Origin of the sequence: Collimonas sp., from assembly GCF_035566555.1 — a bacterium.
Classification (GTDB): Bacteria; Pseudomonadota; Gammaproteobacteria; order Burkholderiales; family Burkholderiaceae_D; genus Collimonas.
This window is the reverse complement of record NZ_DATMRB010000040.1, coordinates 35,501-60,961: the sequence shown is the minus strand read 5'-3', so window position 1 is coordinate 60,961 and position 25,461 is coordinate 35,501. Positions and strand designations below refer to the sequence as shown.

Sequence of the window (25,461 nt, the reverse complement as noted above, 5' to 3'; positions counted from 1 at the left end):
GTGACCTCAAATTTACCGACACGCTCTCATCCCGGCAACGCGTGGGCAAAAAACTTGCCCACCCTGCTTCGCTGGAGCGGCATCAAGAATGCAGATAAAAAAGCGCTGACCATTTCAGGTCCAGCGCTTTTTTATTTGGATTTATGGAATTCCTTATATTGAATTGACTATAAGTCTTAATTTGATGATGTCTATATGTAATTATTGTTGCGTCGCGACATAAGAATAAGCCTGCATATTTTGCTTACAGACCAATGACATTACTTTTGGGATAGATGTTTTTATGAGGATTCGCCTTGCTATGCAGCATATTTTCATAATATGAAACGTCATATCGCTATTTGGAAATGGAAAAAACTCCTGTTAGAATTTGGCGTCCGTCTACGAAGCGATGTAGATGCTTGCGACCCAACCCGCTAATCCGATGCTAAATTGGACAGGCGCACAAATTCAGGAGACTCAGCATGTCAGCCCAGCTCGACCAGGTTTTGGCCCAGGCCGCCAACGATCCAGACGTCATAGAAACCCAAGAATGGCTTGATGCGCTCGAAGCTGTGATTGAAACAGAAGGCCCTGAACGCGCCCACTACCTGATGGAAAGAATGGTTGACCTGGCGCGCCGCCGCGGCGCCCAGATCCCGTTTTCCAGCAACACCGCATACGTCAACACCATCCCGGCCCACATGGGCGAGCATTGTCCCGGCGATCTGGAGATTGAAGAGCGCCTGCGCTCGTGGATGCGCTGGAATGCGATGGCGATGGTGGTCAAGGCCAACCGTCTCGATGGCGACCTCGGCGGCCACCTGTCCAGCTTTGCCTCGCTGGCCAACATGCTCGGCATCGGCTTTAACCATTTCTGGCACGCGCCTTCCGAAAACCACGGTGGCGACCTGTTGTATATCCAGGGCCACTCGTCGCCAGGCATCTACGCCCGCGCTTTCCTCGAAGGCCGCCTGACTGAAGAGCAGCTGCTGCATTTCCGCCGCGAAGTCGACGGCAACGGCCTGTCTTCCTACCCGCATCCGAAGCTGATGCCGGATTTCTGGCAATTCCCTACCGTATCGATGGGCCTGGGCCCGCTGATGGCGATCTACCAGGCGCGCTTCCTCAAGTACCTGCATGCGCGCAGCATCGCCGATACCGCCAACCGCAAGGTCTGGGCCTTCTGCGGCGACGGCGAGATGGACGAGCCGGAATCGATGGGCGCCATCGGCATGGCCGGCCGCGAACGTCTGGACAACCTGGTGATCGTGGTCAACTGTAACCTGCAGCGCCTGGACGGTCCGGTGCGCGGCAACGGCAAGATCATCCAGGAACTGGAAAGCGATTTCCGCGGCGCCGGCTGGAACGTGGTCAAGGTCATCTGGGGCGCAGGCTGGGACGATCTGCTGGCGCGCGACAAGGAAGGCATCCTGCAGCGCGTGATGATGGAAACCGTCGACGGCGAATACCAGAACTACAAGGCCAAGGATGGCGCTTTCGTGCGCAAGCATTTCTTCGGCAAGCATCCGAAATTGCTGGAACTGGTCAGCAAGATGTCCGACGACGACATCTGGCACCTGACCCGCGGCGGCCACGATCCGCACAAGATCTACGCTGCCTTCAAGGTGGCGCAAGAGCACAAGGGCCAGCCGACCGTGCTGCTGGTCAAGAGCATCAAGGGCTACGGCTTCGGCAAATCGGGCGAAGCGCGCAACACTGCGCACAACACCAAGAAGCTGGACGACGAAGCGATCAAGGCCATGCGCGACCGCTTCCAGCTGCCGATTTCCGACGAACAGCTGCCGAGCGTGCCGTTCTTCAAGCCGGCTGACGACACCCCGGAAATGCAATACCTGCACGCCCGCCGCAAAGCGCTGGGCGGCTACCTGCCGCAACGCCGCCAGAAGGCTGACGAAGTGCTGGTGGTGCCGGAACTGTCCGCATTCAAGGGCGCGCTGGAACCTACCGCAGAAGGCCGCGAGATTTCCACCACCCAGGCTTACGTGCGTATCCTCAACACGCTGCTGCGCGACCCTAGCCTGGGCCAGCGCGTAGTGCCTATCATGGTCGACGAATCGCGCACCTTCGGCATGGAAGGCTTGTTCCGCCAGATCGGTATTTTCAGCCAGGTCGGCCAGCTGTACGAGCCGGTCGATAAAGACCAGGTGATGTACTACCGCGAAGACAAGGCCGGCCAGATCCTGCAGGAAGGCATCAACGAAGCCGGCGGCATGAGCTCGTGGATTGCGGCGGCGACCTCGTACTCGACCAACAACCGGGTCATGATCCCGTTCTACACCTACTACTCGATGTTCGGCCTGCAGCGTATCGGCGACCTGGCCTGGGCAGCTGGCGACATGCGCGCCCGCGGCTTCCTGCTGGGCGGCACTGCCGGCCGCACCACGCTCAACGGCGAAGGCTTGCAGCATGAAGACGGCCACAGCCATGTGCTGGCGTCGACCATCCCGAACTGCGTGCCTTACGATCCGACCTTCTCGCACGAAGTCGCCGTCATCATGCATGACGGCCTGCGCCGCATGGTCACCAACCAGGAAGACGTGTTCTACTACCTGACGCTGATGAACGAGAACTACAGCCATCCAGGCCTGAAGGAAGGCCAGGAAGAGGGCATCATCAAGGGTCTCTACCTGCTGCAGGAAGGCGACAAGAAGAACAAGCAGCGCGTCCAGCTGATGGGCTCCGGCACCATCCTGCGCGAGGTCATCGAAGGCGCGGCGCTGCTGGCCAGCGACTGGGGCGTGGATGCCGATGTCTGGTCGGCGCCGTCGTTCACCCTGCTGGCGCGCGACGGCCAGGACGTGGAACGCTGGAACATGCTGCACCCGACGGATGCGCCGCGCGTGGCGCACATCACCCAGTGCCTGCAAGGCACCAGCGGTCCGATCATCGTCTCTACCGACTACATGCGCACTTTCGCCGAGCAGACCCGCGCCTTTGTGCCGGCGGGCCGTACCTTCAAGGTGCTGGGCACCGACGGTTTCGGCCGTTCCGATACCCGCGCCAAGCTGCGTGAATTCTTTGAAGTCAACCGCTACTATGTGGCTGTGGCGGCACTGAAGGCACTGGCGGACGAAGGCAAGATCAAGGCCTCGGTTGTGGCCGATGCAATTACCAAGTATGGTATCAATCCGGACAAGCCGAATCCGGTCACGCAATAAGGTACTGGTGTTAATCACTGGATAACTAGCCAGTAGTAAAATTTCCACGGCTGCCTACGCGGGCCTGAATTTTCTGAAAAGAAATTCAGGCCCGTGATATGCAGCGGGCAGAATGAATGGAGCTAAGCGATGAGTATGGTGGAAGTCAAAGTCCCGGATATCGGCGACGTCAGTGAAGTTGAAGTCATTGAATTGATGGTCAAGGTCGGCGACACGGTCAAGGTCGACCAGTCGCTGATCACGGTCGAATCCGACAAGGCCAGCATGGAAATCCCGTCCAGCCACGCGGGCGTGATCAAGGAATTGAAAGTCAAGCTGGGCGACAAGGTCAAGGAAGGCACGTTGGTGCTGGTGCTGGAAGCCGATGCCGGCGCAGCAGCGCCGGCCAGCGCTCCTGCTGCCGCACCAGCCGCAGCGCCGGCAGCAGCGGTGCCGGCTCCTGCGCCAGTCGCTGAGAGCAAACCGGCGCCAGCGCCTGCTGCTCCCGCACCGGTAGCCGCTCCGGCCCCGGCCGCAGCTGGCGGCAGCATCCCGCATGCATCGCCATCGGTGCGTAAATTCGCGCGTGAACTGGGCGTCGACCTGAGCAAAGTTGCCGGCACCGGCATCAAGGCCCGCATCACCCACGAAGATGTACAGAATTACGTCAAGGGCGTGATTGCCGGTACTGCCAATACTAACGGCGCTACAGCTTCAAGCAAGGGCGGCAGCGGCGTTGGCCTGGACCTGCTGGCATGGCCATCGCTGGACTTCAGCAAGCAAGGTCCGACCGAGTTGCTGCCATTGTCGCGCATCAAGAAGCTCAGCGGCCCGAACCTGCACCGCAACTGGGTCATGATCCCGCACGTCACGCAGTTCGACGAAGCCGACATCACCGAGCTGGAAGAATTCCGCAAGCAGGCCAACGACAGCTATGCCAAGGCCAAGTCGCCGGTCAAGCTGACCATGCTGGCGTTCGTGATCAAGGCCAGCGTCGCGGCGCTGAAGAAATTCCCGGCGTTCAATGCCTCGCTTGACGGCAAGGGTGAAAATCTGATCCTCAAGCAGTACTACAACATCGGTTTTGCCGCCGACACGCCGAACGGCCTGGTGGTCCCGGTGATCAAGGATGCCGACAAGAAGGGCATCGGCCAGATCGCCCAGGAAATGGGCGAGTTGTCGGCCCAGGCCCGCGACGGCAAGCTGAAACCGGCCGACATGCAAGGCGCGACCTTCACGATTTCGTCGCTGGGCGGCATCGGCGGTACGGCTTTCACGCCGATCATCAATGCCCCTGAAGTCGCGATCCTGGGTTTGTCGAAGGCCTCGATGAAACCGGTCTGGGACGGCAAGCAGTTCGTGCCGCGCCTGATGATGCCGACTTCCCTGTCCTACGACCACCGCGTGGTCGACGGCGCCATGGGGGCGCGCTTCAGCGTCTACCTGGCCGACGTGCTGGGCGACATGCGCAAGACATTGTTGTAATGTAGGGTGGGCATGCAATGCCCACGCGGATACATATTGCCGCGTGGGCACATTGTGCCCACCCTACCGGTCGTTTGGCAAACCGATGGAGAACAACTATGACTACCTGTGTCGTCGTTAAGAAAAATGGGCAGATCGCGATTGCGTCGGACTCGCTGGTGACATTCGGCGATACCCGCTTGTCGCACGCCTATGAAGTCAACAACAAGATCTTCCAGGTCGGCGAATCGTATATCACCCTGGCCGGCACTGCCGCCCATTTTCCGGTGATGCGCAAGCTGCTGACCGGCATGGGCGAAGACTGCAAGCTGACTAACCGCGAAGAGGTGTTTGAAACTTTTTCCAAGGTGCACGGGATCCTCAAGGACCAGTATTTCCTGAACACCAAGGAAGACGAGGACGATCCTTACGAGTCGTCGCAGATCACCGCGCTGATTGCCAATCCGTACGGTATTTTCGGCGTGTATTCATATCGCGAGGTGTTCAGTTTCGATCGTTTCTGGGGCATAGGCAGCGGCCGCAATTTTGCCCTGGGCGCGATGTATGCGGTCTACGAGCAGGATCTCAGCGCCCAGCGGATTGCCGAGATCGGCGTGCACGCCGGCGTCGAGTTCGATAAGAGTTCTGCCACGCCGCTGCGCATTCACAGTTTTGCAATGAAATCCTGAGCGGCGCACAAGGCATCGCCACATCACATACCACACACATATCTTCTTCCCGCGGGAAGAGAGCACGGAGCAAACGCTATGAGCATGGTTGAAGTCAAGGTCCCGGATATCGGCGACGTCAAAGAAGTTGAAGTTATCGAGCTGATGGTCAAGGTCGGCGATACGGTCAAGGTCGACCAGTCGCTGATCACGGTCGAATCCGACAAGGCCAGCATGGAAATCCCGTCGAACCAGGCTGGCGTCATCAAGGAAATCAAGGTCAAGGTTGGCGACAAGGTCAGCGAAGGTTCGCTGGTGCTGGTGCTGGAAGCCGCGGCTGCCGCAGCTCCTGCGGCAGCGCCGGTCGCAGCTGCCGCTCCGGCTGCTGCCGCGCCTGCGCCGGTCGCAGCCCCCGCAGCGCCTGCTGCGGCCGGCGTCGCCAGCACGATCGAAATCAAGGTGCCGGATATCGGCGACGTCAAGGAAGTCGACGTCATCGAACTGATGGTCAAGGCCGGCGATACGGTCAAGGTCGACCAGTCGCTGATCACGGTCGAATCCGACAAGGCCAGCATGGAAATCCCATCCAGCCAGGCCGGCGTCATCAAGGAAGTCAAGGTCAAGGTCGGCGACAAGGTCAGCGAAGGTTCCGTGGTGGTGCTGCTGGAAACCACCAGTGCTGCTGCACCTGCCGCTTCTGCTCCCGCCGCGCCAGCGCCGGCAGCAGCGGCCGTTGCCGCTCCGGCGGCCGCCAGTTTCGGCGGCAAGGTCGATGTCGAGTGCGATACCGTGGTGCTGGGCGCCGGTCCCGGCGGCTATACCGCGGCGTTCCGCGCAGCCGACCTGGGCCAGAGCGTGGTCATGATCGAGCGTTATCCTAGCCTCGGCGGCGTGTGCCTGAACGTTGGCTGCATCCCGTCCAAGGCCTTGCTGCACGCTGCCAAGGTCATCACCGAAGCGGAAGAAATGGCGCATTTCGGCGTCAAGATGTCGGCCCCGGAAATCGATATCGATGCGCTGCGCGGCTGGAAAGAAAGCGTCATCAAGAAACTGACCGGCGGCTTGAACGGGCTGGCCAAGGCGCGCAAGGTGCAGGTACTGACCGGCAAGGGCGCATTCAGCTCGGCTAACACGATCACCGTGGAAACCGCGGACGGTCCGAAGGTGGTCGGCTTCAAGAACGCCATCATTGCAGCCGGTTCCTCGGTCGCCAAAATCCCTGGCTTCCCGTACGACGATCCGCGCCTGATCGACTCCACCGGCGCGCTGGAACTGCGCAAGATTCCTAAGAAACTGCTGGTCATCGGCGGCGGCATCATCGGCCTCGAAATGGCTTGCGTGTATGACGCGCTGGGTTCCAAGGTCACCGTGGTCGAATTCGCCGACGGCCTGATCCCCGCCGCCGATCGCGATGTCGTCAAGCCGCTGCAGAAACGCATCGAGAAGCGCTACGAAGCGATCCACCTGAAGACCAAGGTGACCAAGCTGGAAGCCTTGAAAGAAGGTCTGCGCGCGACCTTTGAAGGCGCCGACAGCAACTCGCCTGCAGCACCGGAACCGCAACTCTACGATATGGTGCTGGTGGCAGTGGGCCGCCGTCCTAACGGCAAGGAAATCGCCGCCGAGAAGGCTGGCGTCATCGTCAACGAGCGCGGCTTCATCCCGGCCAACAAGCAGCAGCGCACCAACGTCGCGCACATTTTTGCCATCGGCGACATCTGCGGCGATCCGATGCTGGCGCACAAGGCCACCAACGAAGCCAAGGTAGCGGCGGAAGTGATCGCCGGCCACAAGGTGGAATTCGACGCCATGACGATTCCTTCGGTGGCATACACCGATCCGGAAATCGCATGGATGGGCCTGACCGAAACCGAAGCCAAGGCCAAGGGCATTCCGTTTGAAAAAGCCAATTTCCCGTGGGCGGCAAGCGGCCGCGCGCTGGCGATGGGACGCGACGACGGCATGACCAAGCTGTTGTGGGATCCGACCACCAAACGCATCATTGGCGCCGGCATCGTTGGCGTGAATGCCGGCGAACTGCTGGCGGAAACAGTGTTGGCGATGGAAATGGGCGCCGACCTGGAAGACCTGGCGCTGACCATCCATGCCCATCCGACCTTGTCGGAAACGCCGATGTTCGCGGCGGAAATGGGCCTGGGTACGATTACCGACCTGTTCATTCCAAAGAAAAAATAAGCAGGTGGCAGGGTGGGCACTCCGTGCCCACGCGGATCGCAAATTTTGCTGGTGTCATCTATCAGCATTCAGGATGGGCAGGGAAACCTGCCCATCCTACAAAAAAACGCCGCTCCGGTTTGCATCGGAGCGGCGTTTTATTGCTGGAAGTCGATCAGTCGAAATATCTGCGGACAGCTTCAAAGCGCGCCGCGTAATAGCTGTTGTCGAGCCGGTCGATGCGCACCTTGCCGTTGGTCGAGGGCGCATTGATGAAACGGCCGTCGCCAATGTAGATGCCGACATGCGAAAACGCCCTATGCATGGTGTTGAAGAACACCAGGTCGCCCGGCCGCAGTTCGGCCTTGGTGATGGGACGGCCCTGGCGCGCAATGTCGGCCGCGCTGCCGCTGACCTTGAGGCCCGCCGCCTGGCGGTAGACATAGCTGACCATGCCGCTGCAATCGAGTCCGGCTTCCGGATTCTTGCCGCCGAAGCGATAATTGGTGTCGATCAGGCCCAGCGAGTAGATGACGATATCATTCCCCTTATCGCTGATCGGCGTGTTGTCCTCAGAGCCGGGACGGACCGAACCGGTGCCGCCGCAGGCTGCCAGCAACAAAGCCAGGCAACAGATAAAGAGATTTCTGATCGTCATCAAGCACTCGCCTTTATTCAAACTTACTTCTTGATCTGGCTGATCACATCCGACAGCATGGCGATCATCTGGTCGATTTCCTCGATCGTTACATTCAACGAAGGCATGAAACGCAGCAGGTTTGGCCGCGGCGAATTCAGCAGCAGGCCGACCGGATTCAGGTCGCGCGCGATATCGACGATCTGCGGGCCGATGTCGCTGCCCAGTTTCAACGCCCGCAGCAAGCCTTCGCCGCGTTCGCCTTCGAGTCCGTGCTTCTCGGTCAGTTTCAGCAACTCGGCGCTCAGGTAAGCGCCCTTGTCTTTCACCGACTGCAGGAAGCCCGGCGCCAGCATGGTTTGCAGGACCGCGACGCCGACCGCCGTCATCAGCGGATTGCCATTGTAGGTGCCGCCCTGGTCGCCGGCTTCAAACACGGCAATCTCTTCGCGTGCCAGCAGAGCCGCCAGCGGCACGCCGCCGCCGATGCCTTTGCCGAGCGTCATGATGTCCGGTTCGATGCCCGACAGCTGATAGGCAAACAGTTCGCCGGTGCGGCCCATGCCCGATTGCACTTCGTCGACGATCAGCAGGATGCCGCGCTTCTTGGTCAGTTCGCGCAAGCCTTGCATGAACTCGCGGGTCGCCGGGATCACGCCGCTTTCGCCTTGCACCGGCTCCAGCATGACAGCCACGGTCTTGTCATTGATCAGCAGTTCGACGCTGGCGAGGTCGTTCAGTTCCGCTTTCGGGAATCCAGGCACCTGCGGCGCGAAAATCGTATCCCAGCCCGGCTTGCCGCTGGCCGACATGGTAGCCAGGGTACGGCCGTGGAAGCTGTGGTTGAAAGTGATGATTTCAAAGCGGTTCTGGCCGGCCGGGTTCGGATTCTTCTTGCCCCATTTGCGCGCCAGCTTGATCGCGCCTTCGTTGGCTTCAGCGCCGCTGTTGGCGAAAAACACGCGGTCGAAGCAGGAGTTGGCGGTCAGCAGCTCAGCCAGTTCTATCGATGGCGCATTGTAGAAAGCGGGCGAAGGATTGAGAATCTTCTTCGATTGCGCGACCAGAGCGTCCTGGATGCATTGCGGCGAATGGCCCAGTGCATTGACTGCCCAGCCTTGCAGGTAATCCAGATAGCGCTTGCCGGTATGGTCCGTCATCCACATGCCGGCGCCTTCGGTAAACACCAGCGGCGGGCGGTTGGTGATGTACATCAGGTCATTGACTGAATACTGCTTGAATTCCCGCTGTTCCATTCGATGGACTCCTAAAAAGGGCAAAAAAAAACCACAGGCATCGCCTGTGGCTTCGTGATCAGACAGCGTTCACGCGCACGGCTTACCTGGCAAAGGTAATGAAATATGGCGTCGCAAGAAGGTCTGGATCATGTTCATGACGCAAATATTAGGACTTTTTGTGTGGTGCGTCAAAAAGAATTTACAGACTTGTTGCAGGGCGTCGGCAGGGATGTCTCGAGCATCGCCTTCGACGCCGTTCTGGCTAGGATAGCAAGATTCTCAAAATAGTTCTTAAAAGCAATCAAATCTGATATCTTGCATTATTATGACTTTGATCATGGCGCTGCTGCATGCAGAAGTTCAAGGTGCAACGCCGCCGCTGTGACCCTATCCGAGGAGGTGCGATGTGACATTTCCACCTAGTAAAACATTGAAGTCCTCGCGGCCGCTGGCGATGCACCACCTGATGCTGCTGCAGGGGACGCAGTTCGCCTGGATAGGCCGCTCGGCCCTGGCGCTTGAGCGCAATGTCTGGAGCGGCGAGCCGAAGCCAGAATCAGCCGCACGTTCCGATCCTTTGTTTGCCATCGCCGACCTGTTCGAGCGCACTCCGCGCGGTCGCCTGAAAAGGGCAGACAAGCTGACCGTGCTGCTGGGTTATCCCTACGTGAAGCACGCGCTTTTGCCATGGCAAGCGGGCTTGGCCCAGTCTGCCGATTGGCAACGCTATGCCAACCAGGTGTTTGATGCGCAGGATGGCATTGCCAACCCGCGGCGCCAGGTGGTGGTCGATCCGGCGCCGTTTGGCCAGCCCCGGCTGGCGGCGGCGGCCGATGGCGCGCTGATAGAAGGCTTGCAGGCGCTAGCCAGGCTGCATAAATTGCGCCTGGTTTCTTGCGCCTCATTGCTGAGCTCCGCCGTGCAGCAGCACTGGGCCTTGCTGGAAGACGATTGCGTACTGAGTCTGCCGCAGCCGGATGCGCTCGAATGCCTGTTCAGAAAACAAGGGGTATGGCAAGGCGTCTGCGGCATGCCGGTCGCGCCGGATGCGGAATTGGCCGATAGCGTCGCCGCCGCTGCCATGCTGAGCAAGGCCACGGTCGCCACCGAGAGCACCGTTCCCTTGCTGGCGGTGACGCCGTTCCAGCATGTTGCAGGCCATGCGCAAGACTCCATGCATCCTGTGCGCTGGCTGGGGCCGGCGCATCCCTGGCTGGCTGGCGGCGGCAATGAGCGCTTGCACGGCCTGGCGCGCGGTCAGGCATGGGCCAGACCAGCAACTGCCGACGGATATGCCGCTCGGCAGACCGGCGCCAAGAGCGATGCCGGCGGCTACAAGTGGGGATACTGGACCGCGGACAATCTCATGGAGGAACAGTCAAAGTGCTATGGCGCATGGGGCAAGCAGGTATTGCGCCATCCCTTGACCTGCTCCACCTATAGCGTGATCTACTTCAGGCCGCGCTTGCCAGCTTCACGGCGGCGCAGGGAACTGCGATGAGCGATGCCGGCCGACACCTTCAGCTGAGAACGGCGGACGCCAGCCCGGTGCTGGATTTTGTGCAAGCGCAGGCGCACTCCCGCCTGCGCTTGCCGTTGCTGATGCTGACGGTTCTGGTGGCGGCTGTGCTGGCTTTGCAGGGAGGGCGCTGGTGGGCGCCAAGCAAAGCTGCTGCCGTCATGCCCGACAAATCCATGAAAATCCTGGCGGCCGAAAACAGCGGCAGGATGCCGGCGCCGGACAGCGATAGCGCTCAGTCGGCGGCAGAGCGTCAGGCGCTGATTGAAAGACAGGGCAAGCCGGTCGTGGCGGCGATATTGCCGGTGCGTGACAAGATGAGGGGCGAGATCGCATCGCGCCCAGGGCGGCGCCGGCCGCTGCCGCATGCGCCATCACGGGTGACGGTGGCAAGTGCGGAAATACCTGCCGGCCATGCCAGCGGGGAAGCGTTACCGGCAAGCGCAGAGCGGCGCGAACCGGAACCAGCGATCGCCATGCCCGAGGTGACGCTCAGGAGCCACGTGCGCTTGACAAGCGGGGCGCTTAATTAGGTGCAGGCAGTCCAGCTTATGCCGCCAGGTCTGCTTCCGACGTAAACGAATCCGCATAAAACTCTTCCGCCGGCAATTTGCACAGGGCGACAAAATCGCGCTGCGCCGATTCCACCACCACCGGTGCGCCGCAGGCGTAGACCTGGTATGCCGACAGGTCCGGGAAATCGTCGATCACGGCCTGGTGCACGAAACCGCTGCGGCCTTGCCATTGATCTTCCGGTCGCGCATTGGAGATGACCGGCACGAACTTGAAGTGCGGCAGCGTCGCCGCCCATTCCTGGCACAGCGCCATCATGTACAAGTCTTGCGGCCGGCGGCCGCCCCAGTACAAGGTGATCGGCCGTTGCGAGCCGGTGTGGGCGCATTGCTCGACCAGCGCTTTGATCGGTGCGAAGCCGGTGCCGGACGCTAGCAGCACCATCGACTTGTCCGAGTCTTCGCGCAGGAAGAAGGTGCCCATAGGCCCTTCAATACGCAGGATGTCGCGCTCTTTCAGGGTGCTGAACACCTGGTCGGTAAACAGGCCGCCAGGCATGTGGCGGATATGCAGCGTCAGATGCTCGTCCTTGTGCGGTGCGTTGGCCATGCTGTAGCTGCGGCGTTTGCCGTCGCGTAGGATGAATTCGAGGTATTGGCCGGCCAGGTATTGCAGGCGCTCATTGGCCGGCAGCTGCAGCGAGACAATGACGACGTCGTCGGCCACCTTGTCGATTTTTGCCACCCGGGTGGGCATTTTACGCACCGGGAATTCGCCGACGCCGGCTACTTCGCGTGCTTCGATGGTGACATCGGAATGCGGCGTGGCGCAGCAGAACAGGGCAAAGCCGAGCTGTTCTTCCTTCATTGGCAACGCTTTTTCCTGATGCGCGCCATGGCTGATCTCGCCTTCCAGCAGCTTGCCCTTGCATGAGCTGCAAGCGCCGTTCTTGCAGCCGTAAGGCAGGCCGACGCCGGCGCGTATCGCCGCGGTGAGAATGGTTTCACCTTCGTCGCAAGTAAATTGTCGGCCGCTAGGCTGAACCGTTATCTGAAAACCCATACAATCCTGTAATGAAAAACATAAATATAAAATCGCACCATGGCGACAGTATTGGCAAACCGCGTCTGCTGATTCTTGGCTGCGGCGACGTCGGATTGCGTCTATTGCCGCTGTTGCACCGCCGATTCCGTGTTTTCGCGGTCACCAGCCAGCCGGAGCGCTGCGCCGAACTGCGTGCCGCCGGGGCGATTCCGCTGGTGGCGGACCTGGATCGACCGTCGACGCTGGGGCGCCTGGCGCGTCTGGCGCAATTCGTCGTGCACTTGGCGCCGCCGCAGTCCGCCGGCGAAAAAGACCGGCGCACCCGCAATCTGGCCGCCATTTTACCTGAGCGCGCCACTCTTGTTTATATCAGCACTACCGGCGTCTACGGCGATTGCGGCGGCGCCCTGATCGACGAAACCCGCGGGCTGGCTCCGCACAACGGCCGCGCCAAGCGCCGTGTCGATGCCGAACAGGTGCTGCGCGCCTGGGCCCGGCGCCGCAATGGCCGTCTGGCGATCCTGCGCGTGCCCGGCATCTACGCAGCCAACCGCTTGCCGCTGGAGCGCCTGCACAAGGCAACCCCAGCCCTGAACGCCGAAGACGATGTGTATACCAACCATATCCATGCCGACGATCTGGCGCGCATTATCGCCGCCGCGCTGTTCAAGGCGGCGCCCCTGCGGATCTACCACGCCAGCGACGATTCACAGCTGAAGATGGCCGAGTATTTCGACCTGGTGGCCAAGGCCTTCGATCTGCCGCCGCCGCCGCGCTTGCCGCGCGCCGAGCTGGCGCAGGCGGTGTCGCCGATGCTGCTGTCGTTCATGTCGGAATCGCGCCGTCTGCAAAACCAGCGCATCAAGCTGGAGCTGGGGGTACGGCTGCGCTTTCCTGACGTTGCGGCGGCTTTGCCGGCGCTGGCTGCGGAGCGGAAAATCTAGCCAGGCGGTTAAAATTTGCGCCCATGTGAAGGTTTTATATCTGTTTTTCGCATAAGCATAGAAGTTATAAGTTGTTGTAAGGCGGAAAATTGACCGATAAAGTGAAAAGTAAATAAAAAATCCACTTTATATGCGCTTGCCGACTAAGCGGCGCTGCAACGCTACCGGTCGCCGCTTCCCATGAAATTATCTTTTAAGCATGTCAACAAGCAGTTTTCCGGCTTGCCGGTGATTGCTGACTTCAGCCGCGAAATCGAAGAGGGTGAACTGGTCGCGCTGGTCGGACCTTCCGGTTGCGGCAAATCGACGCTGCTGCATCTGGCTGCCGGTCTTGGCGCTCCCAGCAGCGGCGCGGTGCTGGCCGATGGCGTCAGCATCAAGGGTCCGCATCCGGAACGCATGCTGATGTTCCAGGAAAATGCCTTGTATCCGTGGCTGACGCTGGAGGCCAACGTGGCGCTGGCGCTGGAGCTGCAAAAAGTCAGCAAGGCCGGCGCCCGCCAGCAGGCGCGCGACTGGCTGGCCAAGGTCAGCCTGCAAGGTTTCGAAACCTACTATCCGCACCAGGTGTCCGGCGGCATGCGGCAGCGGGCGGCGCTGGCGCGCGCTTTCATCAGCCAGCCGAAAGTGTTGTTGCTGGACGAGCCGTTCGGCGCCCTCGATGCCTTGACCCGCATGACCTTGCAGGACTCATTGCGCCAGCTGATCCGGGAAGAGCGGCCGACCGTGCTGCTGGTCACGCACGATGTCGACGAAGCCTTGTTCCTGGCCGACCGCATCCTGGTGTTCAGTCCGCGTCCGGCCACGGTGCTGCGCGAGTTCAAGCTGAACCGGCATGAGAAGACCCACGATCTTTCCGAATTCGCCGCCACCCGGCGCGAGATTCTTTGCCTGCTCGGGATTCACGCGGAGCAGGACGCATTCGCAAAAAAACTTGAGGATATCGCTGCATGAGATTCATACATTTTGCCAACGTCAGGTCCAAAACCTTATTACTGCTTCTGGCGCTCCTGCTGGCGCTGGCAGGTCAAGCCTCGGCCGCGGAAAAATTCAAGATCGGCTACCTGCGCGTGATGGACGATGCGCAGGCGATCGCCGCTTTCGAGGGTGGTTTTTACAAGAAGCATGGGCTGGATGTCGAGCTGATCGAATTCAAATCCGGCACCGATCTGATCAAGGCCATTGTCGGCGGCCAGCTGGATAGCGGCGTGCTCGGCTTCACCAATGCCGCGGCCTGGGCTTCCAAGGGCGCCGACCTGAAAGTGGTGGCGGGCGCCCAGCACGGCTATCACGCGCTGGTGGTGCGCGAAGACAGCGGCATCAAGGATGTCGCCGGACTCAAGGGACGTACCCTGGCCTCGCAGGCGGAAGGCAGCACCGCCGACGCTGTCCTCAAGGGCGTGACGCTGAAGAACGCCGGCCTCAAGGCCGACGATGTCAACATCCTTGGCGTCAGCCCGCAGGTGGCGGTGCAGTCGCTGGTCGGCAAGCGCGTCGATGCCGCCTTCCTGTTTGAACCGCAGGCCAGCATTGCGAAACTGGTGGCGCCGGTGAAGCAGATCTATGAAGTCGGCGAAGTCTGGCCTTTCCCTTGCATGGTGGTGATCACTTCCGGCGAGACGCTGGCGAAACGGCGCGAGGCAGTCTGGAAATCGCTGGACGCGCAGCGCGAGGCGATCAACCTGCTGCAAAAAGATCCTGCCGCGGCATCCAAATTGATCGCCGGCTATTTCATTGCCGACCCGACGCTGAAAACCCTGAAGCACGGCGATCTGCCGCGCGAGACGGTGATCAGCGATGCGATCAAGAGCCAGACCTTCAGCGCCGTGCTGACCACCAAGGAACTGGCGCGCATGCAGGAACTGGCAGATATCCTGCAGCAGCAGGGCTCGCTGAAAACACGCGACGGCAAGCCGTTCAACGTCAACGCGATCATCGATCTCGACTGGCAAAAAGACCGCAAGCTGTGAGCTGCGCAGCAGCTAAGAATTTCTTTCAACAACGTCGTATTGTTCTGGTTCATCTATGAGTACTCACAGCCGGCTGCTCGGTTACCGCAAAAAGCTCGCCATGCTGCTGGCCATCGTGTTCATCTTCCTGCTGTGGCAGATCGCTGCCTGGTCGCTGCCGGATTTCCTGATGCCGGGTGTGCTGCCGGTATTGGGACGCTTGTGGCAAGAGGCGCAGACGCCGGAATTCCGCACCGCCTTGTGGGGCAGCCTGACCCGCCTCGGCGGCGGCTATGCGGCGGCCATGCTGTTCGGCATCGGCTTTGGCCTGGTCGGCGCGGTGCTGTTCTTCTTCCGCGAGGTGTTGAAATCGGCCATCATCATCCTGCAGTCGATTCCGTCGATTGCCTGGGTGCCGCTGTTCCTGATATTGATGGGTTTCGGCAATCTGCCGATCATGGTGGTGGTGGCGCTGGCGGCGTTTTTCCCGGCTGCACTGAGCGTCATGAACGCCACTGAAAGCGTGCAACAGGTGCATGTCTCGGCGGCGCGGGTGATGGGCGCAACGCGCTGGGACATGCTGAAGCGGGTCTATCTGCCGGCGGTCATGCCGGAGCTGATCACCGGCGCCCAGCTGGCGTTCGGCAATGCCTGGCGCGCGCTGATTTCGGCCGAGATGCTGATCGGCTTCGGCAAAGGGCTGGGACGGACCCTGGCTTATGCCGGCGAAACCGCTGACATGGTCGGCGTCATGACCAACATCTTGGCGATTGCGATCCTGGCGGCGCTGATCGACCAGTTAGTCCTGGAAAACCTGAAGCACCGGGTGTTGCGCTACCAGTACGTCTGACGGCGCCTGGCTGACTTCCATGAAAGGCTTCTGTCCTCGCGTCGCGCTTTTCTTGTTGCTGGTTTGCGCCTTGCAAGCAACCGCGGGCGCGGCGAGCTTGCAGCAGATCCGGCAGCGCGGCACATTGCTGGTCGGCGTCAGCCATGTCGCGCCGCCTTATGTTGCCGGCGCCAAGTACCGCACTCAGGAAAGTTTCGACCAGACCGTGGCAGCGGACCTGGCCCAGCGCCTCGGCGTGCGCCTGAAGACGGTCGCGCTGACGGAACAAAACCGCCGCCAGGCGCTGGCGCAAGGGCAGGTCGACCTGCTGCTGCTGAGTCTGACGGATACCGAGGCAGCTGCTTTGCGCGCCAGCGCCAGCCTGCTGCCGACCGCCTACCAGGCCGGTCCCAAACTGATCATGCGCAACGACACCGACATCAAGCGCCTGGCGCAACTCAAGGGACGCAACGTCTGCCTGGCGCAAGGCAGCGCCTATGCCGGAACCATGACGGCCAATTACTCCGCGCGAGAAAAAATCTACCCGGCGCCAGCCGATGCCTTGCTGGCGCTGCGGACCGGCGTCTGCGATGCTGCGGTGCATGACGACGCCGTCCTCAACGGCATGCTGACGCTGCCAGAGTGGAAAAAATTTTCCGCCAGTTTGCCGCTCAAGGCGATGCCGGTGCGGCTGACCTTTGCGCTGCGGCCGCAAGATGATGAACTGCGCGCTTATCTGCAAGGACTTAACCGAGAGTGGGGCAGCAGCTACTGGCCGGCGCAGCAAAAAAATGGATCAACGACGTCGCCTTCGAAGTCTACCTGGACCAGAACGTCCCCGACTGCCACTGAATTTCATTCAGCCGGCACTTCACTGCAAGCAGCCGATTTATTTCCCATTGCCCCGGATAGCAACTAAAATCCAGGCTAGATCGCGTCTTTTTTCCATCGAATCTACGGAGAAGCCGTCGCATAAAAGAATTTAATGTGGCGGTGTCCCTGCTAGGATTCGATCTGCAAGAGCCGTCCCCGGACTCCCACGCCTAACGATGGGTGCCGTTATTAAAAAAACATTATATTAAAGACAGACGAAAGGAAAAGCCATGTACGCACGGACCAAATTGATGATGGTGTTGTTGGCAGCATTCCCAGCGCTCGCGATGGCGCAGGAGACACAAGAAGTAAAAATCGGCTTCAGCAGCCCGCTGACCGGTCCCCAGGCATCTGCCGGCCGCGATAACCAAGGTGGTCTGGCCATGGCGATCGACAAGCTGAATAGCCAGGGCATGGTCATCGGCGGCAAGAAAATCAAGTTCGTAGCGCAAATGGAAGACGACCAGGCGGATCCGCGTGCCGGCGTCGCCGTCGCGCAAAAGCTGGTCGACATGGGCGTCAAGGCGGTGGTTGGTCCCTACAATTCGGGCGTGACGATTCCTGCTTCGCGCGTGTATAACGATGCCGGCATCGTCATGGGCACCGTGGCTTCTAATCCAAAAGTGACTTTGCAAGGCTTCCACTCGGTGTTCCGCGTGGCAGCCAGCGATAGCCAGCTGGGCGGCAAGATGGCGTTGTACGCAGCCAAGGAACTGAAGGTCAAGACAGTCTCGATCATCGATGACCGCACTGCCTACGGCCAGGGTCTGGCGGAAGAATTCTCGAAGGTCGCCAAGGCTAACGGCATCAAGGTGCTGGGCAACGATTTCACCAACGACAAGGCGACCGATTTCACCGCTATCCTGACCTCCATCAAGGCCAAGAAGCCGGATGCGATCTTCTTCGGCGGCTACTCGCCACAGGGCGGCCCTATGATGCGCCAGATGAAACAGCTGGGCGTGAACACCAAGTTCCTCGGTGGCGATGGCATCTGCGCACCGGAAATGGGCCGTCTGGGCGGCGATGCGATTACCGACCAGGTGTACTGCACCCAGGGCGGCGCCTTGCTGGACAAGCTGGCTTCCGGCAAGACTTTCGCAGCGGACTACCAGAAGCGTTACAGCCGTCCTGCCGAAACCTATGCCGCTTCGTTCTACGACGGCATGATGGTGATCGCCCAGGCGATGAAAGACGCCAACTCGGTCGATCCTAAGCAATACGCCGCAGCGCTGGAAAAGATCCACTACAAGGGCGTTGCCGGCGTGTATGAGTTTGACGCCAACCACGACCTGAAGCAGTCGCCAGTGACGGTATATCGCTTCAAGGCTGGCGCGCCTGAAGCGCTGACCAGCTACTAAGCATTGCAGGGGCCGGATGCGTTACGCGCATCCGGCCCGTTTTTCTTCTGGGGCTGGCGCGCCATGTCGCCGGCCATGCAATTCTTTTCCGTTTTCCAAACATTCCCATGCTAAGTTACACACGCACCATTCACACGGTCGATGCCCACACCGGCGGCGAGCCGCTGCGCATCGTGATTTCGGGCTTGCCGCCGGTGCCGGGCAAGACCATTCTTGAACGCCGCAGCTGGCTCAAGGCGCAGCGCGACGATGTGCGCCAGTTCCTGATGAACGAGCCGCGCGGCCATGCCGACATGTACGGCGCCTATCTGCTGCCGCCGGTCACCGAAGCCGCGGATTTCGGCGTGATCTTCATTCATAACGAAGGCTACAGCGACATGTGCGGGCATGGCATCATCGCGCTGGGCAAAGTGCTGGTCGAGCTGAATCATGTCGAGCGCACAGTGCCGCTGACACGCATCGGTTTCGATACCCCGGCCGGTTTCATCGAAGCCCAGGTCGAGTGGGACGGCCAGCGCGCCGGCGCGGTCACCTTCCGCAATGTGCCGGCCTTCATCTATCAGCGCGACGTCGAAGTCGAGACGCCGAGTTTCGGCAAGATCACTGGCGACATCGTGTTCGGCGGCGCTTTCTATTACTACATGAACGGCGACCAGGCCGGGGTCCGGATCAAGCCTGAGCAGGTGCGCCAGCTGATCCAGCTGGGCGCGGAAACCAAGCAGGCAGTCAAGGACAAGGTCAAGATCCAGCATCCGCTCGAACCAGGCCTCGATACCCTGTACGGCACCATCGTCGACGGCGCGCCGAACGATCCGGCGGCGGACCAGGCCAATGTCTGCATCTTCGCCGACCGCGAAGTGGACCGCTCGCCGACCGGCACCGGCACCTCCGGCCGCGCCGCCCAGCTGTTCCTGCGCCAGAAGCTGGCGCTGAATCAGACACTGGTCAACGAAAGCATCGTCGGCAGCTGCTTCCGCGTGCGCGTGACCGAGACCGCCAAGGTGGGCGAGTTCGACGCCGCCATCACCGAAGTGACCGGCAACGCGCATATCATGGGCTTCAACCAATGGGTGCTGGAAGACAGCGATCCGTTTCCGCAAGGTTTCTTCTTGCGTTGATCTCATTTAAGGATGGACGACAGGCCAATGCAGATTTTCGACGCTGAACAAACCGCAGTTGCGCTGCCCTATGCAGAACTGGTGCCGGCGCTGGTCAAGGTCGCGCAGCAGCTGCGCGAAGGCAAGATCAACGCGCCCGAACGCATGGTGGTGGAAATCGACAAGGCCAGCGTGCTGCTGTGCATGCCGGCGGTTGCCGCCGACATCGGCATGACCAAGCTGATCACCGTACACGCCAACAACGCCCAGCATCAGTTGCCGGCGATCCAGGGCGAAGTGGTGGTGTTCGACGCCGCCAGCGGCCGCCGCCTGGCGCTGTTGCACGGGCCTACCGTCACCGCGCGCCGCACCGCGGCAGTCAGCCTGCTCGGCATCGAGGCGCTGCTGCCGCGCAAGCCGCAATCCGCGCTGCTGATCGGCACCGGCGTCCAGGCTATCGCCCACTTCGATGGACTGGTTGATTACTTCGGCGTCAGCGAATTCTGGATCTCTGCCCGCGACATGGCCAAGACTCAGGCTTTTTGCGATGTATTGCAGCGGCGTCATCCACAGATCAAGATCGCTCCGCTGGCCGCCGCGGCACTGGCCAGCGAGCTGCCGCATACCGATCTGGTGATTGCCCTGACCACTTCGCGCACAGCGGTGATCCCGCCGCATATCGCGGCCGATACGCTGGCGATAGGCGTCGGCGCCTTCAAGCCGGACATGGTGGAATTCCCGGTCGAGCTTTTGCACAGCCGCACGGTAGTGGTCGACTGCCTGGCCGGCGCCAGGCACGAAGCCGGCGACCTGATACAGGCGCAGATCGATTGGAGCAAGGTGCGGGAATTGCCAGACATACTGGCGCATGGTTTTGTCCAGCAGCCGCTGCTGCCGGTCTACAAGACCGTGGGTCAGGCGGCGTGGGACCTGGCGGCGGCACGGGTAGCGATTACCTCTTTGTGATCCGCGCTGCTTAACGTTCTACAGGAATCACCGCAACACCGGCCGGCGCCGGACAATACTCAATGAGGATACGAAATTGATTCGTGATGCGACTGCTGCCGATTGCATGAGCCTGACCGCCTTGTCGATACAGGTCTGGCTGCACACCTACGCCACGGAAGGCGTCAGCGACGATCTTGCGCGCGAAGTGCTGTCCACGTTTACACCCGCCTATTTCGACGATCTTATCGACGACCCGGATTACCGTCTGTTCGTCGACGTCGATGAGGAAAATCTGCTCGGCTACATCCTGCTCGATCTGGATTCGCCATGCGAGACAGGAAATTACGGCGGCGTCGAAGTCGATACACTCTATGTGCAGGAGCACTTTCATGGCCGCGGCATAGGCCGGGCGCTGCTGGACCATGCCATACAGAACGCCGGCGCGCGGCTGTGGCTGACGGCATGGGCCGGCAATATCCGGGCCCTGGGTTTCTACAAGGCTTATGGCTTCGCTGACATCGGCATGACCTGGCACGAGTTTGAAGAGCAGAAGTACGAGAACCGCATCCTGGCTTTGCAAAAATCCTAGGCCGGCGTGTCGCCAGCCTGAGTCCTTATGCGCCCATCCAGGGCAAACCGGCCTTGCACCAGCCGTTGACGTTCTTGCGGTGGCCGTTATTGTCTTTGTCGCCCTCGAAGCCTTCCAGGATATTGAAGCAGTTGCTGTAGCCATGTTCGGTCGCCAGCTTGGCCGCATGCTGCGAGCGCACGCCGGAACGGCACAGGAATAGCAGCGGCGTGCCTTTTTCCGCGATCTGCGCCAGTTGCGCCAGGAAGTCCGGATTCTGTACGCCGCCCGGATATTGCGACCACTGCACCGCTGCATGCTGGACGTTCTGGATCGCGACGCGGCCGACCCAGTCGCGCTCGGCATTGGTGCGCACATCCACCAGCATCACTGCCGGTTCCGCTTCCAGCAAGGCAAAAGCCTCGCCCGGCGTTACGGCGCCGGCGTAGGGAAGCTGGTCATTCTGGCCGCGCTGCCGGGCGGTGGTGAGGAGTTCGCTGCTGGTGGCCATGGTGTTTCTCCTGAAGTTGCTGGTTTATCAAGTGGTAGCTTTGCATTCTGTCCGGCCGCACCAAAATTGCGCAAAACAAGAATCTATCGCCATGTTTGCACGAAAACGGTGCTATCAATAGGCGGCGCACCGATATGGTGATTTGCTTTTATTGTAATAATACGGCCAACAGCTCCCAAAAACACTGAATTCAGCCTTCCGAACAAGCAAATTACAATACCGACTATCGGCGGTTTCGTGAAAGGACGGTGGCATGGATTCTGCTATCATCCTGCCTGAGTTCTGGTCGTACTGAGTTGCTGTCCGGTCATAGTTTCTCACTACCTGTTCATGATGTTACTGCGACGCTGAGTTTGCGCGCAACAGATCCTGGACCGGTGCGCACAATTCACTCGCAATACTTTCATATTCCTTAGGAGATTCACATGGCAATGACGGCCGCAGAAGTCTTGAAAATGGCAAAAGACAACGAAGTCAAATTCGTTGATTTTCGCTTCGCTGACACCAAAGGCAAGGAACAGCACGTAACTGTCCCGGTCTCTCATTTCGATATCGACAAGTTCGAATCGGGTCATGCATTCGACGGTTCTTCTATTGCTGGCTGGAAGGGTATTGAAGCTTCCGACATGTTGCTGATGCCGGATCCGAATACTGCGAACATCGATCCGTTCATGGAAGAAACCACATTGTTCATGCAATGTGACGTCATCGAGCCATCCGACGGCAAGGGCTACGACCGCGATCCGCGTTCGATCGCCAAGCGCGCGGAAGCCTACCTGAAATCGTCCGGCCTGGGCGACACCGCTTACTTCGGTCCAGAACCAGAATTCTTCATTTTCGACGACGTCCGCTGGGGCGCCGACATGTCCGGCTGCTTCGTCAAGATCGGTTCGGAAGAAGCATCGTGGAGCACCGGCGCCAAACTCGAAGGCGGCAACACCGGCCATCGTCCAACCGTCAAGGGTGGCTACTTCCCAGTGCCGCCAGTCGACAGCTTCCAGGACATGCGTTCGGAAATGTGCCTGATCCTGGAATCGCTGGGCATCCCGGTTGAAGTGCATCACCACGAAGTGGCCGGCGCCGGCCAGAACGAAATCGGCACCAAGTTCTCGACCCTGGTCGAGCGCGCCGACTGGACCCAGAACCTGAAGTACGTGGTCTGGAACGTGGCTCACACCTACGGCAAGACAGCTACTTTCATGCCTAAGCCTATCGTTGGCGACAACGGTTCCGGCATGCATGTGCACCAATCGGTCTGGAAAGACGGCAAGAACCTGTTCGCCGGCGACGGCTATGCCGGCCTGTCGGAATTCGCGCTGTTCTACATCGGCGGCATCATCAAGCACGCCAAGGCGCTCAACGCGATCACCAACCCAGGCACCAACTCGTACAAGCGTCTGGTTCCAGGCTACGAAGCACCGGTCAAGCTGGCTTACTCGGCGCGCAACCGTTCGGCTTCGATCCGTATTCCGCACGTGGCCAATCCAAAGGGCCGCCGTATCGAAACCCGCTTCCCGGATCCACTGGCTAACCCGTACCTGTGTTTCTCGGCATTGCTGATGGCTGGTCTGGATGGCGTGCAGAACAAGATCCATCCAGGCGAAGCAGCATCGAAGGATCTGTACCATCTGCCGCCGGAAGAAGACAAGCTGATCCCTACCGTCTGCGCTTCGCTGGAAGAAGCACTGGAAGCACTGGACAAGGATCGCGAGTTCCTGACCCGCGGCGGCGTATTCAGCGACAGCATGATCGATGCTTACCTGGACCTGAAGATGCAAGAAGTCCAACGCTACCGCATGACGACGCACCCGATCGAATTCGACATGTACTATTCGGTATAAGCCGATGCATTAAACCTGGCGGCTGGCCTTGCGCATTACGAGGCTGAGCGGCAAGATAAAAGGACAGGGGATTTCCCTGTCCTTTTTTTATGCGCCGTTTTTCTATCGCGCCGCCATAAGTAATAATATGCAGGATGGTTTGTCATAAGAAGTTTCTTGACATAAACTAGCGACTCCATTGAATTGCAAAGACTATCTATGAAGCGTCTCATGTTGCGTTTTTCCCCGGGATTTCTGCTGCTGGCCGCCGTCAGCATGCTTGGCAGCGTCGCCCATGCCGAAAGCGAAGTGTTTCTGTGCGTGGACCAGAACGGCGTCAAGGAATACAAGAATACCGGCGACACCAAGGGCTGCAAGCGCGTCAGCCTGCCGCCGCTGACGGTGACTTCGTCCGGCGGCGGCAATAAGGCGCCACGCGAAGCGGCTGCCGGCAAGCCGGCGGCATCGACGCCGACCGATTTTCCGAAGGTGGACAACGGCACGCAAAAGGCGCGCGACAACGATCGCCGCCAGATCCTGCAGGATGAGTTGAGGAATGAACAACAGCGTCTGGCTGATCTCAAGAAGGACTATAACGACGGCACGCCAGAGCGCCAGGGCAACGAGAAGAACTACGCTAAGTACCAGGAACGCGTGGCGTCGATGAAAGACGATATCTCGCGCAGCGAGAAAAACATCGATGCGCTCAACCGGGAACTGTCCAATCTCAAGTAGTGCCAGCGCATGGTATCAACTTTGCTTAGTACATAAGGCCGCCATCGCGGCCTTTATTTTTGCCTATCCGGTTTAAGATAGAGTTGGGCCGGATGCACCATATTGTGGCAATCCGGCATATTACACACCGACATCGCTTACAAAGCTTGTTATGCTCGGAAAATGCACCATTTCAAACACCAAGATACTTCCCGTGACAGAGAGGCATTGTGCCTTGCTGCCTGCCAGCGCGTCTGCTGCAGGCGGCGCCAGTCGGAATCAGGTCTTTTCATGAGGATGCCCGGATGCCAATAAAATCCGTCGAACGGAATGTGCTGGCCAGTCTCGATCTTTTGGCGTCGGCTGTGCTGGTGCTGGATCCGCAGGCGCGCCTGGTGTTTGCCAACGCCGCCGCGGAAAACATGCTGGAGAGTTCTTGCCGCTTGCTGAAGCAACAAACGCTGTCGGACCTGTTCCTCAACCCGGAGCAGCTGCTGGCGATTTTCCAGCAGGCGCTCGAGCACCAGTTCGACGATTCGCGCCAGGACCTGATCCTGGAGCGGGTGGGGCGCGAACCCCTGTGGGTCGACACCATCGTCACCGCGCTCGACAATTCCGAGATGCCGGTGCTGATCGAGTTGCGCGAGAATGTGCAGCAGCTCAAGCTGGAGCGCGAGGAGCGCCTGATCGACCAGAGCCAGGTCAACAAGGAACTGGTGCGCAACCTGGCGCATGAAATCAAGAATCCGCTGGGCGGCATCCGCGGCGCGGCGCAACTGCTGGAACTGGAGTTGCCGGAGCGTCACGTCAAGGAGCTGCGCGAATACACCCAGGTCATCATCAAGGAGGCGGACCGCCTGCAGACCCTGGTCGATCGCCTGCTGGCGCCGCACCGGCTGGCGCAGATCGTCGGCGACGTCGACATTCATGAGGTGTGCGAGCGGGTGCGCAGCCTGATCGTCGCCGAGTTTCCCAGCGGTCTTACCATCAAGCGCGATTACGACCTGTCGATCCCGGAATTTCGCGGCGACAAGGAGCAGCTGATACAAGCCATCCTGAATATCGCCCACAACGCCGCGCAAGCCTTGAGCGAACGGATCAAGGCCGGCGACGCCGAGCTGGTTTTCCAGAGCCGGGTCGTGCGTCAGGTGACGCTGGCCAAGGTGCGTTACCGGCTGGCACTAGACTTGCATATCACTGACAATGGACCCGGCATCCCGGCCGAGATCCAGGAGCGCATTTTCTATCCGCTGGTATCGGGGCGCGACGGCGGCAGCGGCTTGGGCTTGACGCTGGCGCAGACCTTTGTACAGCAGCACATGGGCGTCATCGAATGCGAAAGTCGGCCGGGATACACGGATTTCAGAATTCTTATACCACTGCCTTGAAGCCTGTTCCTGCTCGGAGAACAAATGGCTTACCCGGTAAGTGTTTAGCGTGGCATAAAGAGAA

22 protein-coding genes are annotated in these 25,461 nt (G+C 60.0%); 18 read left to right on the top strand and 4 right to left on the bottom strand.

The window, feature by feature from the left end:
- Window positions 1-464 precede the first annotated feature (464 nt).
- From aceE to lpdA, 4 genes are all read left to right on the top strand, one after another.
- A complete protein-coding gene (gene aceE / locus VNZ65_RS06270) occupies window positions 465-3,161 on the top strand; it encodes a pyruvate dehydrogenase (acetyl-transferring), homodimeric type (RefSeq protein WP_325667149.1) in 2,697 nt (898 codons plus the stop codon).
- Between the two features lie 129 nt (window positions 3,162-3,290).
- A complete protein-coding gene (gene aceF / locus VNZ65_RS06265; protein WP_325667147.1) occupies window positions 3,291-4,625 on the top strand; it encodes a dihydrolipoyllysine-residue acetyltransferase in 1,335 nt (444 codons plus the stop codon).
- A gap of 98 nt (window positions 4,626-4,723) precedes the next feature.
- Window positions 4,724-5,293, top strand: a complete 570-nt coding sequence (locus VNZ65_RS06260; RefSeq protein WP_325667145.1) for an MFS transporter — start codon at window positions 4,724-4,726, stop codon at window positions 5,291-5,293.
- 78 nt (window positions 5,294-5,371) lie between these two features.
- On the top strand, window positions 5,372-7,468 hold the full coding sequence (gene lpdA, locus VNZ65_RS06255; RefSeq protein ID WP_325667143.1) for a dihydrolipoyl dehydrogenase: 2,097 nt from the start codon (window positions 5,372-5,374) through the stop codon (window positions 7,466-7,468).
- 154 nt (window positions 7,469-7,622) lie between these two features.
- Here the strand turns inward: lpdA and VNZ65_RS06250 are convergent, their stop codons facing one another.
- Both VNZ65_RS06250 and VNZ65_RS06245 read right to left on the bottom strand, forming a co-directional pair.
- A complete protein-coding gene (locus VNZ65_RS06250; RefSeq protein WP_325667141.1) occupies window positions 7,623-8,105 on the bottom strand; it encodes a C40 family peptidase in 483 nt (160 codons plus the stop codon).
- Between the two features lie 23 nt (window positions 8,106-8,128).
- Window positions 8,129-9,340 carry an acetylornithine transaminase gene (locus VNZ65_RS06245; RefSeq protein WP_325667139.1) on the bottom strand — a complete coding sequence of 404 codons (1,212 nt, stop codon included), beginning with the start codon at window positions 9,338-9,340 and terminating at the stop codon, window positions 8,129-8,131.
- 388 nt (window positions 9,341-9,728) lie between these two features.
- On the opposite strand from VNZ65_RS06245, the gene VNZ65_RS06240 reads away from it, so the two are divergent.
- Together VNZ65_RS06240 and VNZ65_RS06235 are read left to right on the top strand one after the other, a co-directional pair.
- Complete coding sequence (locus VNZ65_RS06240; RefSeq protein ID WP_325667137.1) at window positions 9,729-10,823, top strand: hypothetical protein; 1,095 nt, start codon at window positions 9,729-9,731, stop codon at window positions 10,821-10,823.
- Window positions 10,820-11,374: a hypothetical protein gene (locus tag VNZ65_RS06235; RefSeq protein WP_325667135.1), complete on the top strand. Its 555-nt coding sequence runs from the start codon at window positions 10,820-10,822 to the stop codon at window positions 11,372-11,374. Before VNZ65_RS06240 ends, VNZ65_RS06235 begins: the two co-directional genes overlap by 4 nt.
- 16 nt (window positions 11,375-11,390) lie before the next feature.
- On the opposite strand, the gene VNZ65_RS06230 is transcribed toward VNZ65_RS06235, so the two are convergent.
- Window positions 11,391-12,416, bottom strand: coding sequence for a CDP-6-deoxy-delta-3,4-glucoseen reductase (locus tag VNZ65_RS06230; RefSeq protein ID WP_325667133.1), 1,026 nt, complete (start codon window positions 12,414-12,416; stop codon window positions 11,391-11,393).
- A gap of 11 nt (window positions 12,417-12,427) precedes the next feature.
- Here VNZ65_RS06230 and VNZ65_RS06225 point away from each other — a divergent pair, with 11 nt between their 5' ends.
- From VNZ65_RS06225 to VNZ65_RS06185, 9 genes are all read left to right on the top strand, one after another.
- A complete protein-coding gene (locus tag VNZ65_RS06225; RefSeq protein WP_325667131.1) occupies window positions 12,428-13,342 on the top strand; it encodes a sugar nucleotide-binding protein in 915 nt (304 codons plus the stop codon).
- Between the two features lie 180 nt (window positions 13,343-13,522).
- Window positions 13,523-14,296, top strand: coding sequence for an ABC transporter ATP-binding protein (locus tag VNZ65_RS06220; protein ID WP_325667130.1), 774 nt, complete (start codon window positions 13,523-13,525; stop codon window positions 14,294-14,296).
- Entirely contained in the window at window positions 14,293-15,312 is a 1,020-nt protein-coding gene (locus VNZ65_RS06215; RefSeq protein WP_325667128.1) for an ABC transporter substrate-binding protein, read from the top strand. The genes VNZ65_RS06220 and VNZ65_RS06215 overlap by 4 nt, the downstream gene beginning before the upstream one ends.
- Before the next feature lie 55 nt (window positions 15,313-15,367).
- Window positions 15,368-16,141 carry an ABC transporter permease gene (locus VNZ65_RS06210; protein ID WP_325667126.1) on the top strand — a complete coding sequence of 258 codons (774 nt, stop codon included), beginning with the start codon at window positions 15,368-15,370 and terminating at the stop codon, window positions 16,139-16,141.
- 70 nt (window positions 16,142-16,211) lie between these two features.
- Window positions 16,212-17,039: a transporter substrate-binding domain-containing protein gene (locus VNZ65_RS06205; protein ID WP_325667124.1), complete on the top strand. Its 828-nt coding sequence runs from the start codon at window positions 16,212-16,214 to the stop codon at window positions 17,037-17,039.
- A gap of 184 nt (window positions 17,040-17,223) precedes the next feature.
- Complete coding sequence (locus VNZ65_RS06200) at window positions 17,224-18,351, top strand: branched-chain amino acid ABC transporter substrate-binding protein (protein ID WP_061943281.1); 1,128 nt, start codon at window positions 17,224-17,226, stop codon at window positions 18,349-18,351.
- 107 nt (window positions 18,352-18,458) lie between these two features.
- Window positions 18,459-19,469, top strand: a complete 1,011-nt coding sequence (gene lhpH / locus VNZ65_RS06195; protein ID WP_325667120.1) for a trans-3-hydroxy-L-proline dehydratase — start codon at window positions 18,459-18,461, stop codon at window positions 19,467-19,469.
- A 27-nt stretch (window positions 19,470-19,496) separates the two neighbouring features.
- Window positions 19,497-20,414: a delta(1)-pyrroline-2-carboxylate reductase family protein gene (locus VNZ65_RS06190; RefSeq protein ID WP_325667118.1), complete on the top strand. Its 918-nt coding sequence runs from the start codon at window positions 19,497-19,499 to the stop codon at window positions 20,412-20,414.
- A 76-nt stretch (window positions 20,415-20,490) separates the two neighbouring features.
- Window positions 20,491-20,985, top strand: a complete 495-nt coding sequence (locus VNZ65_RS06185; protein WP_325667116.1) for a GNAT family N-acetyltransferase — start codon at window positions 20,491-20,493, stop codon at window positions 20,983-20,985.
- A 25-nt stretch (window positions 20,986-21,010) separates the two neighbouring features.
- Here the strand turns inward: VNZ65_RS06185 and VNZ65_RS06180 are convergent, their stop codons facing one another.
- Window positions 21,011-21,475, bottom strand: a complete 465-nt coding sequence (locus tag VNZ65_RS06180) for a rhodanese-like domain-containing protein (protein ID WP_325667114.1) — start codon at window positions 21,473-21,475, stop codon at window positions 21,011-21,013.
- A 425-nt stretch (window positions 21,476-21,900) separates the two neighbouring features.
- On the opposite strand from VNZ65_RS06180, the gene glnA reads away from it, so the two are divergent.
- From glnA to glnL, 3 genes are all read left to right on the top strand, one after another.
- Window positions 21,901-23,316 carry a type I glutamate--ammonia ligase gene (gene glnA, locus VNZ65_RS06175; RefSeq protein WP_061943267.1) on the top strand — a complete coding sequence of 472 codons (1,416 nt, stop codon included), beginning with the start codon at window positions 21,901-21,903 and terminating at the stop codon, window positions 23,314-23,316.
- A 210-nt stretch (window positions 23,317-23,526) separates the two neighbouring features.
- Window positions 23,527-24,030 (top strand): DUF4124 domain-containing protein, encoded by a 504-nt coding sequence (locus VNZ65_RS06170; protein WP_325667111.1) that lies wholly within the window; start codon window positions 23,527-23,529, stop codon window positions 24,028-24,030.
- Window positions 24,031-24,314: 284 nt separating this feature from the next.
- Entirely contained in the window at window positions 24,315-25,397 is a 1,083-nt protein-coding gene (glnL, locus tag VNZ65_RS06165; protein ID WP_325667109.1) for a nitrogen regulation protein NR(II), read from the top strand.
- Window positions 25,398-25,461 lie beyond the last annotated feature (64 nt).

What these genes read in the sequence shown, in the direction of transcription:
- aceE (WP_325667149.1), top strand. Translation starts at nt 465, where the DNA reads ATGTCAGCCCAGCTCGACCAGGTTTTGGCCCAGGCCGCCAACGATCCA.
- aceF (WP_325667147.1), top strand. Translation starts at nt 3,291, where the DNA reads ATGAGTATGGTGGAAGTCAAAGTCCCGGATATCGGCGACGTCAGTGAA.
- VNZ65_RS06260 (WP_325667145.1), top strand. Translation starts at nt 4,724, where the DNA reads ATGACTACCTGTGTCGTCGTTAAGAAAAATGGGCAGATCGCGATTGCG.
- lpdA (WP_325667143.1), top strand. Translation starts at nt 5,372, where the DNA reads ATGAGCATGGTTGAAGTCAAGGTCCCGGATATCGGCGACGTCAAAGAA.
- VNZ65_RS06250 (WP_325667141.1), bottom strand. Translation starts at nt 8,105, where the DNA reads ATGACGATCAGAAATCTCTTTATCTGTTGCCTGGCTTTGTTGCTGGCA.
- VNZ65_RS06245 (WP_325667139.1), bottom strand. Translation starts at nt 9,340, where the DNA reads ATGGAACAGCGGGAATTCAAGCAGTATTCAGTCAATGACCTGATGTAC.
- VNZ65_RS06235 (WP_325667135.1), top strand. Translation starts at nt 10,820, where the DNA reads ATGAGCGATGCCGGCCGACACCTTCAGCTGAGAACGGCGGACGCCAGC.
- VNZ65_RS06230 (WP_325667133.1), bottom strand. Translation starts at nt 12,416, where the DNA reads ATGGGTTTTCAGATAACGGTTCAGCCTAGCGGCCGACAATTTACTTGC.
- VNZ65_RS06225 (WP_325667131.1), top strand. Translation starts at nt 12,428, where the DNA reads ATGAAAAACATAAATATAAAATCGCACCATGGCGACAGTATTGGCAAA.
- VNZ65_RS06220 (WP_325667130.1), top strand. Translation starts at nt 13,523, where the DNA reads ATGAAATTATCTTTTAAGCATGTCAACAAGCAGTTTTCCGGCTTGCCG.
- VNZ65_RS06215 (WP_325667128.1), top strand. Translation starts at nt 14,293, where the DNA reads ATGAGATTCATACATTTTGCCAACGTCAGGTCCAAAACCTTATTACTG.
- VNZ65_RS06210 (WP_325667126.1), top strand. Translation starts at nt 15,368, where the DNA reads ATGAGTACTCACAGCCGGCTGCTCGGTTACCGCAAAAAGCTCGCCATG.
- VNZ65_RS06200 (WP_061943281.1), top strand. Translation starts at nt 17,224, where the DNA reads ATGTACGCACGGACCAAATTGATGATGGTGTTGTTGGCAGCATTCCCA.
- lhpH (WP_325667120.1), top strand. Translation starts at nt 18,459, where the DNA reads ATGCTAAGTTACACACGCACCATTCACACGGTCGATGCCCACACCGGC.
- VNZ65_RS06190 (WP_325667118.1), top strand. Translation starts at nt 19,497, where the DNA reads ATGCAGATTTTCGACGCTGAACAAACCGCAGTTGCGCTGCCCTATGCA.
- VNZ65_RS06180 (WP_325667114.1), bottom strand. Translation starts at nt 21,475, where the DNA reads ATGGCCACCAGCAGCGAACTCCTCACCACCGCCCGGCAGCGCGGCCAG.
- glnA (WP_061943267.1), top strand. Translation starts at nt 21,901, where the DNA reads ATGGCAATGACGGCCGCAGAAGTCTTGAAAATGGCAAAAGACAACGAA.
- VNZ65_RS06170 (WP_325667111.1), top strand. Translation starts at nt 23,527, where the DNA reads ATGTTGCGTTTTTCCCCGGGATTTCTGCTGCTGGCCGCCGTCAGCATG.
- glnL (WP_325667109.1), top strand. Translation starts at nt 24,315, where the DNA reads ATGCCAATAAAATCCGTCGAACGGAATGTGCTGGCCAGTCTCGATCTT.